The sequence below is a fragment of the Tardiphaga sp. 619_E2_N8_4 genome, from assembly GCF_051810905.1.
GTDB classification, from domain to species: domain Bacteria; phylum Pseudomonadota; class Alphaproteobacteria; order Rhizobiales; family Xanthobacteraceae; genus Tardiphaga; species Tardiphaga robiniae.
This window is the reverse complement of the sequence record NZ_JBPWQJ010000001.1, coordinates 4271065-4283098: the sequence shown is the minus strand read 5'-3', so window position 1 is coordinate 4283098 and position 12034 is coordinate 4271065. Positions and strand designations below refer to the sequence as shown.

Sequence of the window (12034 nt, the reverse complement as noted above, 5' to 3'; positions counted from 1 at the left end):
CGTGGTGCCTCATGACCCCTTCCCGCGATATCGCCGGCCTGATCGAGATCATGGCCCAGTTGCGCACGCCCGTGACCGGCTGCCCATGGGATCTGGAGCAGGATTTCGCGAGTATCGCGCCCTATACGATCGAGGAGGCCTACGAGGTCGCCGATGCCATCGTTAGGCACGATCTCCACGACCTCTGCGACGAACTCGGCGATCTCCTGCTGCAGGTGGTGTTCCACGCCCGGATGGCCGAAGAGCAGAACGCATTCGCGTTCGGCGACGTCGTGGAGGCGATCACCCGCAAGATGATCCGCCGGCATCCGCATGTGTTTCCCGGCAAGGATGGCAAGATCGCACCGACGGATGTGAAGGGGACGTGGGGGCGTATCAAGGCCGAGGAAAAGGCTGAACGCGCCGCCCGGCGCGGCGTTGAGACCACGCCGCCCTCCTCGTTCCTTGCCAGCGTCAAGGCCGGGCAACCCGCGTTGAGCCAGGCCATGGAGCTGCAGACAAAAGCCTCCAGCGTCGGCTTTGACTGGAATGACCCACGCGCGGTGCTGGCGAAAATCCGCGAGGAAGCCGACGAGATCGAAGCCGCACTCGATCGCGGCGATCAGTCCGAAGTGGCGGCCGAGACCGGCGATCTGATGTTCGCGCTGGTCAATCTCGCGCGGCACGTGAAGGCAGATCCAGAGCTGGCGCTCCGCGGCACCAATGCGAAATTCGAACGGCGCTTCGGCTATATCGAACGGGCGCTCGCGGCGAAGGGAAGCTCGCTACAGGAGGCGTCGCTCGGACAGATGGATGCGCTGTGGAACGAGGCGAAGGGTAACGAAATCGCGGATTGAATGACTCGCAACCGCTAGGGAACAACCGACGATGACACTGACTGACGTCCTCGGCGGTCTTCTGGCGGGCGGTGTCGGCGGCATGGCGTCCGGCTTGCTCGGTATTACCAGTGGCGGAATCCTCGTCCCGCTGCTGGTGCTCCTGCTTGGCAAAGATCAGCACGTCGCCCAGGGCGTTTCTCTCGTCGTGCAGGTCGTGCCCACCAGTCTTTCCGGCGTCCGCAACTATCAACGCAGCGGCCATCACGTGCCGCCGCGCTGGCTTGCCTGGCTGGCCATCGGATTTGCAGTGGGCGGGTGCGTTGGCGCCTTGCTCGCAACAACCGTTTCTGCTCGCGCGCTGCAATGGACTTTTGTCGGCTATCTGCTGGTTCTCGAAGTGATTGTCATCCGTCGGCCGTCACATCCCAAGCTCGAAGGCACTGCAGACGAAGCGAAAGAGGTGCCGTTACGCGGGTCAGCGCTCGTCGCCATCGGCGCGGTCGCGGGCTGGTCGTCGGGGTTTCTGGGGATCGGCGGCGGGCTTGCGATCACCGCCTTGATGACGGGCCTGCTGAAGGTGTCCCAGCATCAATCCCAGGCCCTTAGCCTTGCCGTCACAGCACTGCCCGTCACTTTACCGGCCGCCCTGCTCTATGTGCAGCAGGGCATAGAGCTGCCGTGGCTCACGATTGCAAGTCTGATCATTGGGCTGTGGATCGGTACCGGTCTTGGATCACGGCTGGCGAATCGCATGAGTCAGAGAGCTTTGCGGATGACACTCATCGCTGTCATCGCCGGCATGGCAGTGTTCATGGCGTTTAAAGCTGCAATCTGAACAACAACAGAGTTTCGTCAGGCACTCAGATCCGCGACCGGATGCAGCACCGCGCTGAACCGACTCATGACGATATCGCGTTTGGTCTCATCGACACGCACCACCATGTCGAAATGGCCGTCGTGCAGTTCTTTCACCAGTACTTCCGCATTGCGATGCAGCCAGCTCACGCCAGCGCCGTCCGCAGCGTCGATCGACAGATCCAGCGTGATGCGGCTGGCGGCGAGCCGTGTTTCGATGGCAGCGAGCAGATCGTCGATGCCCTCGCCGGTTTCGGCTGAGACCATGAAACACAGCTTGTCCAGCGGCCGCCGCGCCGCGATATTGGCGAGGTTCTCGCGCTCCTCCGGAGGGAAACGATCGATCTTGTTCCAGACTTCGAGAATGCGCGCTGTTGCATCCGTATCGATGCCGAGCTTGCGCAGCACGTTGTCGACGTCGCTTTGCTGCGCTTCCGCATCCTCATGCGAGATGTCGCGGACATGGAGAATGATGTCGGCTTCCAGTACCTCTTCCAGCGTCGCGCGAAACGCGGCTACGAGCTGGGTCGGCAGGTTGGAGATGAAGCCCACCGTGTCCGACAGCATGGCCTTGCCGCCATGCGGCAGCGTCAGCGCGCGCAGCGTCGGATCGAGGGTCGCGAACAACATGTCCTCGGCCTGCACGTCGGCGCGCGTCAGCCGGTTGAACAGCGTGGACTTGCCGGCATTGGTGTAACCGACCAGCGCAACAACGCGATACGGCACGCGCTGGCGGCCGGCGCGATGCAGGCGCCGCGTCGCCTGGACCTTCTTCAGATCGGCTTCGAGCCGCGCGATGCGGTCGCCGATCATGCGGCGATCCGCCTCGATCTGGGTTTCGCCGGGGCCGCCCATGAAGCCGAAACCGCCGCGCTGGCGTTCCAGATGGGTCCATGAACGGACGAGACGGCTGCGCTGATAATTGAGATGCGCGAGCTCGACCTGCAGCGTGCCTTCCTTGGTCTTGGCACGGCGGCCGAAGATTTCAAGGATGAGACCGGTACGGTCGAGCACCTTGGCCTTCAATTCCTTTTCGAGATTGCGCTGCTGGATCGGCGACAGCGCGCAGTCCATCACCACGATCCCGATCTCGTTCGCCGCGATCAGGCCGGCGATCTCCTCGACCTTGCCCTTGCCGAGATAGGTGGCCGGGCGGATCTGGCTCAGCGGCGCGGCGACGGCCTCGACCACGGTGAGGTCGATGGCGCGTGCGAGACCGACCGCCTCTTCGAGCCGGGCTTCCGTATCGCGGACATGAGAATAGGCTTGCGCGTCGGCGTCGCCCCGCCGTTCGCGCAGGTAAGGACCGACCACGAGGACGCGGCCGGTCGATTCGCTGCTGGCCGAGGGTCGGTCGGCAGCATTGCCTTCGAAGCTACGAAATTCCAATCAAGCGTCTCTCAGGAGTTCGCTCAAGCCGGATCCTCGCCACCCTCAAAAAGCTGAATCGGTGCGCCCGGCATGATGGTCGAGATCGCATGCTTATACACCAGCTGCGAGTGTCCGTCGCGCCGGAGCAGAAGACAGAAATTATCGAACCAGGTGACAATGCCCTGCAATTTGACGCCGTTCACCAGAAAGATCGTGAGCGGAGTCTTGGTCTTGCGTACGTGGTTGAGGAAGGTGTCCTGTAGATTTTGTGCGCGGTCTGCCGCCATTTTTTTTAATCCCGCAGTCTGTTTTGTTGCTTTTTTTGAACCCGGCGCAGCCCTCTCCGGGGCCTTACCAAGCTGCCGCACTTTCCCCTGAGATCCCCCTCCGGGAGCGCGACGACGTGATTAGACGGCAGGCGCGCTTTTTAGGCAAGCCGGAACGCGGAATTGGTGCCTAAAAGCGCGGCAAATTTTATGAAATCGCTGCGAATTTATGGAATTCCTGCCTCAGGCGCGTCGCGATACCACCAGGCTTGCCGTCACCGATCGGTTTGCCGTCGATATTGATGACCGGCATAACGATCTGACTCGCCGACGAGACGAAGGCTTCCGCGGCGTCATAAGCCTCTGCCGGTGTGAAGTTCCGCTCTTCCAGCTTGAGCTGCATCGAAGCCAGAACCTCGATCAGTACGGCGCGGGTGATGCCTGCGAGAATGCCTGACGCGGCCGTGCGCGTCACCACCTTGCCGTCCTTGGTGACGATCCAGGCGTTGCACGACGCACCCTCAGTGACGAAACCGTCGGCGTCGACATACCAAGCTTCATAGGCGCCCTTGTCGCGGGCTTCCTGTCGCGCCAGCACATTGGGCAGCAGGCCGACAGTCTTGATGTCGACGCGCGGCCAGCGATTCTCGGCCGTGGTGATGACCTTCACGCCCTTGGCAGCAGTCGCCTGGTTCTTGGCGAAGTTGAGCGATTTCGCCGTCACGACCACGCTGGGTTTCACGTCCGGCGACGGAAATCCGTGATCGCGATGGGCGACGCCGCGGCTGATCTGCAGATAGACGATGCCGTAATTGATGCGGTTGCGGCGAATGACTTCCTGCATCACCACCTTGAGCGATGTCAGCGGCATGGCCTCGGCGATGCGCAGCTCCCGCAAGGAGCGCTGCATGCGCGCAATATGGCGGGGAAAGTCGACCATCTTGCCGCCGATGATCTCGCAGACCTCGTAAATGCCATCGGCGAACTGATAACCGCGGTCCTCGACGTTCACGGCGGCATCGCGCAGGTTGACGTATTGACCATTCACATAGGCGATGCGCGACATGTTCGTTCCGAGGCTTGAGTTGAAGCTTGAGGTGAGGTGAGTGATTTAGCCGACGCCGAGCGCCTTGAGCTTGCGGTGCAAGGCGGAGCGCTCCATGCCGACGAATTCAGCGGTGCGCGAGATATTACCCGAAAAACGGCTGATCTGCGCAATCAGATAATCGCGTTCGAACACTTCGCGGGCTTCGCGCAGCGGCAGGCCCATGATGTGCTCGCCATTGTTGCTGGTCGGCATCGACGGCACCATCGAACCGACGTCCTGCGGCAGCATGTCGGCGGTGATGATCACTTCCGGTCCGCCGCCGGCCAGGATCATGACGCGTTCGACGTTGTTGCGAAGCTGGCGGATATTGCCCGGCCAGACATGGGACTGCAGGACCGCCATGGCGTCCTCGCCGATCTGTCGCTTCGGCAGGCCCGTCGCGATGGAGATCTGCTCCATGAAATATTCGATCAGCTCCGGGATATCCTCGCGGTGCTCGGACAGCGGCGGCACGCGGATCGGCACCACCGAGAGGCGATGATAGAGATCCTCACGGAAACGACCTTCGGCGATTTCCTCTTCGAGATTGCGCGCGGTCGACGAAATGATGCGGACGTCGACATTGACCTTGGTGGTTCCCCCTGCCCGCATGAAGGTCTGGTCGACCAGCACGCGCAGGATCTTGTTCTGGGTCTCGCGCGGCAGATCGCCGATCTCGTCGATGAACAGCGTGCCGCCATGAGCCTCTTCCAGGGCTCCTGCCTTGCGCGCCTGTTCGCCATTGGACTGTTCGATGCCGAACAGTTCGACTTCCATGCGCTCCGGCGTAATCGCTGCAGCGTTGATGACGACGAACGGCCCCGTGGAGCGGGCAGAGGCCGTGTGCAGCGTGCGCGCGGCGAGCTCCTTGCCGGCGCCCGACGGGCCGACGATGAGAATGCGGCTATTGGCCTTAGCGGCGCGATCGATGGTCTGCCGTAGCTGGTTCATAGCGGCCGAGCGCCCCGTCAGCGAATTGGCGACCGGCGCGAGTTGCTTCAGTTCCTTGACTTCGCGTTTCAGCCGCGAGGTTTCCAGCGCGCGCGTCGCCACAAGGATCAGCCGGTCAGCCTTGAACGGCTTTTCGATGAAGTCGTAGGCGCCGCGCTTGATCGCTGCGACGGCGGTTTCGATATTGCCGTGGCCTGAGATCATCACCACAGGCAATTCGGGATTGTCGCGTTTGACCTGCTCAAGCAGTTGCAGGCCGTCGAGCTTACTGCCCTGCAGCCAGATGTCGAGAAACACCATGTTGGGGCGGCGATTGGCGATTTCCGCGAGCGCGGAATCGCTGTCTCGTGCGGTGCGGGTGGTGAAGCCCTCATCGTCCAGAATGCCCGCAACAAGATCGCGAATATCGGCTTCGTCGTCGACGATCAGAATGTCATTTGCCATAGGTCAAAATATCCTGGTCACGTTTATTCTTGTCAGTTGCCGGTAGCGGCTTTGATCTTCGGTTCGTCATCAGGCGGGGCTTCCGGTTCACTCTTGTCCGCGTCAGCCTTCTGACCAGAGATAGAAAACCGCAGCCGCATCCAGGCACCGCGCTGTCCTGGACGAACGCTCGATGCGTCGCCAAGTTCGATGCCTCCACCATGATCCTCGAGCACCTTGCCGACGATCGCGAGGCCGAGGCCAGTGCCCTTCTCGCGAGTCGTGACATAGGGTTCGAGCAAACGCGACCTGTTGACGGTCGGCAGACCGATGCCGTTGTCGATCACGTCGATCAAGATCATGTCGTTCTCGCGCGACGCTGTGACATCAATACGACCTTTGCCGAGTTCTTCTGGCGGCACGGCCTCGATCGCCTCTGTCGCATTCTTGATGATATTGGTGAGCGCCTGAGAGATCAGTCGGCGGTCGAACCGCGCGCGCATCGGCTCTTCCTTGATCTCGGCGGAGATGTCGAGGTCGGGGTGACCGACCCGCATCAGGAATACGGCCTGACGCACGGTGTCGGCGACATCCTCACCTTCGATCACGGGCTTGGGCATGCGCGCAAAGCGCGAAAATTCGTCGACCATGCGCCTGATGTCATCGACCTGCCGAACGATGGTGTCGGTGCATTGTTCGAAGATCGCCTTGTCGTCGACGATGACCTTGCCGAACTTGCGCTTGATGCGTTCGGCGGAGAGCTGGATCGGCGTGAGAGGATTCTTGATCTCATGCGCGATGCGGCGCGCCACGTCGGCCCAGGCCGAGGTGCGCTGTGCCGAGACGAGTTCGGTGATGTCGTCGAGGGTGATGATGTAGCTGTCGCGCGACTGGCTGGTCTGCTCGGCGCTGACGCGCACCGACAGATTGCGCTCTTGCCCGTCGCGGGTGATCGTCACCTGCCCCTGGACCAGCCGCTGCGATCCCTCGCGTGCGGTCTGCATCAATTCATCGAGCTCGGGAATGATCTCGTGCAGCGGGTGGCCCAGCGTCTCGGACTCCGAATGTCCGACCAGTTTCTCGGCCGAGCGGTTGAGAATGCCGATCATGTTCGAGCCATCGACGCCGATGATGCCGGCGCTGGCCGATGATAAAACCGCCTCGATGAAACGGCGGCGGCTGTCGATGACGTCGCTCGCGCTGACCAGTTCGTCACGCTGGGTGCGCAGCTCCTGCGTCATCTTGTTGAAGGTCTCGCCGAGATGGGCGAGATCGCCCTCCGACTGGATCACCGGCACCTGAACATGAAGATCACCGGTCGAGACCATGTTCGCTGCGCCCATCAGGCGGCGGATCGGCGCCACCAGCCAGTTGGCGAAATTCAGTCCGATCAGCACGGCGGACATCAGCACCGTCAGTGCGATCACGGTGAACATCAGCGCGAAGGCGACCTGAATGCCGAGTCTGCGCGATTCCAGTTCGGCATATTCGGCCGCGCCGGCCTGGCTCTGGTTCATCTGCGCGACCACGCGCGGATCGAGCTTGCGGGCGACATAGAGGAACATATTGTCGAACGCTCGCAATCGGATCACAGCGGCGACGTAATTTCCCTCGGGGATCACAGCGATGGCCGGCTCGGACGCGCTGACATTGACGAGGAAGTCTGCCGGCGGCGGCGAGAATTCCTGTTTGATGCCGGGTTGGTCGGGTTCGATGACGTTGCGATCCTTGTCGATCAACATGGCGCCCGGCAGATTGCGGGCGGTTGCATTTGCCAGCATCAACGAACGGAACGTGCCGCGGTCCTGATAGAAGAGCGGCTGGATGCGCGCGAGATCGTCGGCCATGCCGAGGATATCGCCGCCAATCAATTGGCCGTGCTCGTGCAGATAGGCACTGGCAATCACGAGCGAATTGTTGATCACCGCCTTGGTCGGGCCGGAGAACAGCCGGTCGAGGCCGCGGTCGAGGGTCACATTGGCAACGATCGAGACCAGCACCGCCGGCAGCACGGCGATCACCGAGAACAGGCTGACGATCTGGACATGCAGCCGGGCCGCCGCCCTGCCCCTGCGGCGCGCCTGGATAACCTTCCAGATCTCCCGCGCAATGATCAGGACCAGCAGCAAGACGCTGGCGGCATTGATCAGCAGGAAGGTAACGACGACCTGATGGGTCGGCGCGATCGGCGTGAGGCCGTTCAGGACGAGGAAGGTCAGGCATGACGACAGGAGTGCCAGGCCCACAGCCAATGGCACGAACAGCCGCCGCAGGGTCCACCTGCGCGGCTCCGCCATCGACGGTTCATAGGCTGTAGCCGACGTGTCTGCGCTGGTCATTCCGACAATGTGGTGAGCGTGGACGCCGTGCGGCTGCCGGAGACAGCCCGGACCGCACTGATGCAATCATACAACAATGTTGCCCAATTACGACAAATCCACGGCGCAGACTAGCCAACGAAAACGCATAGCCTGCGTTTTCGTGTGTTTTTGCGTCTCAAACCCTGGAATTGCTCGATCCTGCTACCGAGATCAGCCGCCGGTTCGATAGACCTGAATGTCGAGATCGCGAATTTTCTTCCGCAGCGTGTTGCGGTTGAGGCCGAGCAGATCCGCAGCGCGAATCTGGTTGCCTCGGGTCGCGGCCAGTGCTGCGGTCAGCAGCGGCACCTCGATCTCGCGGAGAATGCGGTGATAGAGACCCGGCGGCGGCACGCCGTTCGGGAAGCCGGAGAAGTGCGAGGACAGATAGACCTCGACGGCACCACCGAGATTATCCACGCCGGTCGGCGCACTACCACCCGAGGCCACAGCGGGCGGCGCCAGTTCGCCGTCGATCACCGAGCCGGTAATGACATCCTGCGGATAGAGTGCTGCCAGACGGCGCGCGAGGTTTTCCAGTTCGCGAACGTTGCCCGGCCAGCGATGCTGCTTCATGCGCTCGAGCGCCAAGGCGTCGAGCTTCTTCGGCGGCAGGCCGTCCTTCTCCGCGAGTGCAAAGAAGTGGCGGATCAGATCGGGCAGATCCTCGATGCGCTCGCGCAGCGGCGGCAGGCGCAGCGGCACGACGTTGAGGCGGAAGAACAGATCCTCGCGGAACAGGCCCTGCTGGATCAGGATACGCAGATCCTTGTTGGAGGCGGCGACGATACGCACGTCGGTCTTGATCGGCGTGCGGCCGCCAACGGTCGTGTATTCGCCCTGCTGCAATACGCGCAGCAAACGGGTCTGGGCCTCCATCGGCATGTCGCCGATTTCGTCCAGGAACAGCGTGCCCCCTTCAGCCTGCTCGAAGCGGCCGGTGGCGCGGGCATTGGCGCCGGTGAAGGCGCCGCGCTCGTGGCCGAACAATTCGGACTCGATAAGATCGCGCGGGATCGCCGCCATGTTGACCGCAACGAACGGGCCGTTGCGGCGCTTGCCGTAGTCGTGCAGCGCGCGGGCCACCAGTTCCTTGCCGGTGCCGGACTCGCCGGAGATCATCACCGTCAGATCGGTCTGCATCAGGCGGGCGAGGACGCGGTAGATTTCCTGCATCGCCGGCGAACGGCCGACCAGCGGGATCGAGTCGAACTCGCCGTCATCGGCGTGGCTTGCGACGCGCTCCTTCGGCTCGGACAGCGCGCGACCGACGATGGCGATCAATTCCTTCAGATCGAACGGCTTCGGCAGATATTCATAGGCACCGCGCTCGGAGGCGCGGATCGCGGTCATGAAGGTGTTCTGCGCGCTCATCACGATAACCGGCAGATTGGGCCGCATCTTCTTGATACGCGGCAGCAGATCGAACGCGTTCTCGTCAGGCATCACCACGTCGGTGATCACAAGGTCGCCCTCGCCCTGGCTGACCCAGCGCCACAACGTGGCTGCGTTCCCGGTCAGGCGAACCTCATATCCGGCGCGCGATAGCGCCTGATTGAGGACGGTGCGGATCGCCGTATCATCGTCCGCAACCAGAATGCTACCTGCAGCCATCGTTAGTCCTCGTCTTACGTCTGTGAGGTGTGCGTCGGTGCCGCGGGGGCATCGGCGCTGCTCGGATCAAGGGTCTTGTCGTCCAATTTCTTGGCGGGGTTGAACATCGGCAGCAGCACGCGAAAAGTCGTCTTTCGTGGCTGAGATTCACATTCGATGATCCCACCGTGATCGCCGACAATCTTCGCAACCAATGCAAGACCCAGGCCGCTTCCGGTGGGCTTGGTGGTGACGAAGGGATCGAACAGGTTGGGCAGAAGATCTTCGGGAACGCCAGGGCCGTTGTCCTTGACGCAAAACTCCAGCGGCAGCGAGACGCGCGATTTCTTGCCCGGCACCGACAGCCGCACGCCCGGCCGGAACGCGGTGGTGAGCTGGATCTCACCGTCGGAACCGAGATCGACGATGGCTTCGGCAGCGTTCTTCACCAGATTCAGGAACACCTGGATGAGCTGGTCCTGATTGGCCAGCACCGGCGGCAGCGACGGGTCGTAATCCTCGATGAAGCGGATGTTGCGGGCGAAGCCGGACTGCGCGAGGCGCTTCACGTGATCGAGGACGGAGTGAATGTTGACCGGGCCACGCGCCACCGGGCGGTCGTCGCCGAACACTTCCATGCGATCGACCAGCGTCACGATGCGATCGGCTTCGTCCATGATCAGGCGTGTCAGCATGCGGTCTTCCGACGATGCCGACTGCTCAAGTAGCTGAGCGGCTCCGCGAATGCCCGACAGCGGATTCTTGATCTCATGCGCCAGCATGGCCGCCAGCGCGATCACCGAACGCGCAGCGCTGCGATGGGTGAGCTGTCGATCCATCTTGTCGGCGATGGTGCGCTCCTGCAGCATCACCACAATATGGCCCGGACGCTCGGTGAGCGGCGCGACATGCAGATCGACCTGACGGTCGCCGCCGATGCGCGGTGTGCCCAGATCCACCTTGTATTCGTTCACCGGCGAACCGGCGGCGCGAACCTGATCGATCAGCGCCAGCAGCGGACTGCCGAATGGCACCAGTTCTTTCAGAGACTGCCTGCGCAGGAATTGCGTAGAAATCTCGAAAAAGGATTCCGCAGCCATATTGGCGTCGACGATCTTGCCGTCGGGTGCGATCAGGATCACCGGATTCGGTAGTGCGTTGAGAATGGCCTCACTGTCGGTCGGGACAGGACGACGGTGCTCTGCGGCGTTCATGCGGCAGCACTCCATGCGAAATCATCAAAAGCGTCATTCAGAGACCGCTGCACACCGGAGGGATCTTCGGATGTAAGGATCTTCTGTCGCCAGGTCTTCAGGGTCTCGGTCGGCGCGCAGCTCGTAGCTGCGGCCGCATCGAGTGCCCAGCCGAGATGTTTGCGCGCGTGGCGCAGGCCGATGCGCATGCCGTAGTGACGGACCACGTCGTCGTAGAGGGCGCAGATATAAGCGAGTTGCTGCTGCAGCGACGGCGCGGCTTCCGCGATGCCGGTTTCAAGACGTCGGCCGATTTGGCCGGGCAACCAGGGCATTCCCTGAGCTCCGCGACCCATCATGACGGCATCGGCACCGGACATCTTCAGCGCACTCACGGCCTTGTCGTAGGACGTAATGTCACCATTGACGATGACGGGAATGCTGACGGCGTCCTTCACCGGGCGCACGGCGCTCCAGTCGGCTTCGCCCTTGTAGAACTGGCAACGGGTGCGACCATGCACGGTGATAAGCTGCACACCCGCCTGCTCTGCGCGCTGCGCCAGCTCAGGCGCGTTCAGCATGCGATCGTCCCAGCCCAGACGCATCTTCAGGGTCACGGGTACTTTCACGGCAGCGATGGTCGCCTCGATCAGCTTCAATGCGTGGTCGAGGTCGCGCATCAGCGCGGAGCCCGACTGGCCGCCGGTCACATGCCGCGCCGGGCAGCCCATATTGATATCGATGATGTCGGCGCCGGCGGCTTCGGCCACACGGGCCCCCTCGGCCATCCAGTGGGTCTCACAGCCGGCCAGCTGGACCACATGGGGCCCGATCCCGGTCGCTTCGCAGCGCAATACCGACATGGGACGACCATTGACGAGATCGTCGCTGGCGGTCATTTCTGACACGACGAGGCCGGCCCCGAGTTCGGCGGTGAGCCGCCGGAATGGCGCATCGGTGATACCCGACATCGGCGCCAGAACGACCCGGTTGGCGATCTCGATGCCACCGATTCGTAACGGCTTGCTGTATACTGAGTCCGGGGTGGTCACAGACCTGCTCGTCGTTGTCTCGTCCGCTGCATTGCGGGCATAGGGCGCATAATGCGCACATTTGT

At 62.4% G+C, this 12034-nt stretch carries 10 protein-coding genes; 2 read left to right on the top strand and 8 right to left on the bottom strand.

What is annotated here, in order from left to right:
- Window positions 1-11: 11 nt before the first annotated feature.
- Window positions 12-836, top strand: a complete 825-nt coding sequence (gene mazG / locus AB8A23_RS20590) for a nucleoside triphosphate pyrophosphohydrolase (protein WP_439058395.1) — start codon at window positions 12-14, stop codon at window positions 834-836.
- Between the two features lie 31 nt (window positions 837-867).
- Complete coding sequence (locus AB8A23_RS20585; RefSeq protein ID WP_439058396.1) at window positions 868-1653, top strand: sulfite exporter TauE/SafE family protein; 786 nt, start codon at window positions 868-870, stop codon at window positions 1651-1653.
- A gap of 17 nt (window positions 1654-1670) precedes the next feature.
- Here AB8A23_RS20585 and hflX read toward each other — a convergent pair whose 3' ends face one another.
- The 8 genes from hflX to dusB form a co-directional block, all read right to left on the bottom strand.
- Window positions 1671-3062: a GTPase HflX gene (hflX, locus tag AB8A23_RS20580; RefSeq protein ID WP_439058397.1), complete on the bottom strand. Its 1392-nt coding sequence runs from the start codon at window positions 3060-3062 to the stop codon at window positions 1671-1673.
- A 23-nt stretch (window positions 3063-3085) separates the two neighbouring features.
- Window positions 3086-3331, bottom strand: a complete 246-nt coding sequence (hfq, locus tag AB8A23_RS20575; protein WP_068731834.1) for an RNA chaperone Hfq — start codon at window positions 3329-3331, stop codon at window positions 3086-3088.
- Window positions 3332-3518: 187 nt separating this feature from the next.
- A complete protein-coding gene (locus tag AB8A23_RS20570) occupies window positions 3519-4376 on the bottom strand; it encodes a D-amino-acid transaminase (RefSeq protein WP_089264306.1) in 858 nt (285 codons plus the stop codon).
- Between the two features lie 45 nt (window positions 4377-4421).
- Entirely contained in the window at window positions 4422-5792 is a 1371-nt protein-coding gene (ntrX, locus tag AB8A23_RS20565) for a nitrogen assimilation response regulator NtrX (RefSeq protein WP_089264305.1), read from the bottom strand.
- 32 nt (window positions 5793-5824) lie between these two features.
- Entirely contained in the window at window positions 5825-8110 is a 2286-nt protein-coding gene (locus AB8A23_RS20560; RefSeq protein ID WP_439058398.1) for an ATP-binding protein, read from the bottom strand.
- Between the two features lie 192 nt (window positions 8111-8302).
- Complete coding sequence (gene ntrC, locus AB8A23_RS20555) at window positions 8303-9745, bottom strand: nitrogen regulation protein NR(I) (RefSeq protein WP_068731842.1); 1443 nt, start codon at window positions 9743-9745, stop codon at window positions 8303-8305.
- Between the two features lie 14 nt (window positions 9746-9759).
- Window positions 9760-10938 (bottom strand): two-component system sensor histidine kinase NtrB, encoded by a 1179-nt coding sequence (locus AB8A23_RS20550; protein ID WP_231080673.1) that lies wholly within the window; start codon window positions 10936-10938, stop codon window positions 9760-9762.
- Window positions 10935-11969 (bottom strand): tRNA dihydrouridine synthase DusB, encoded by a 1035-nt coding sequence (dusB, locus tag AB8A23_RS20545; protein WP_439058399.1) that lies wholly within the window; start codon window positions 11967-11969, stop codon window positions 10935-10937. The genes AB8A23_RS20550 and dusB overlap by 4 nt, the downstream gene beginning before the upstream one ends.
- Between the last annotated feature and the right edge of the window lie 65 nt (window positions 11970-12034).

Excerpts from the sequence above, each read along its gene's own strand:
- hfq (WP_068731834.1), bottom strand. The coding sequence starts at position 3,331 with ATGGCGGCAGACCGCGCACAAAATCTACAGGACACCTTCCTCAACCAC.
- mazG (WP_439058395.1), top strand. The coding sequence starts at position 12 with ATGACCCCTTCCCGCGATATCGCCGGCCTGATCGAGATCATGGCCCAG.
- AB8A23_RS20550 (WP_231080673.1), bottom strand. The coding sequence starts at position 10,938 with ATGAACGCCGCAGAGCACCGTCGTCCTGTCCCGACCGACAGTGAGGCC.
- ntrX (WP_089264305.1), bottom strand. The coding sequence starts at position 5,792 with ATGGCAAATGACATTCTGATCGTCGACGACGAAGCCGATATTCGCGAT.
- AB8A23_RS20570 (WP_089264306.1), bottom strand. The coding sequence starts at position 4,376 with ATGTCGCGCATCGCCTATGTGAATGGTCAATACGTCAACCTGCGCGAT.
- AB8A23_RS20585 (WP_439058396.1), top strand. The coding sequence starts at position 868 with ATGACACTGACTGACGTCCTCGGCGGTCTTCTGGCGGGCGGTGTCGGC.
- ntrC (WP_068731842.1), bottom strand. The coding sequence starts at position 9,745 with ATGGCTGCAGGTAGCATTCTGGTTGCGGACGATGATACGGCGATCCGC.
- AB8A23_RS20560 (WP_439058398.1), bottom strand. The coding sequence starts at position 8,110 with ATGACCAGCGCAGACACGTCGGCTACAGCCTATGAACCGTCGATGGCG.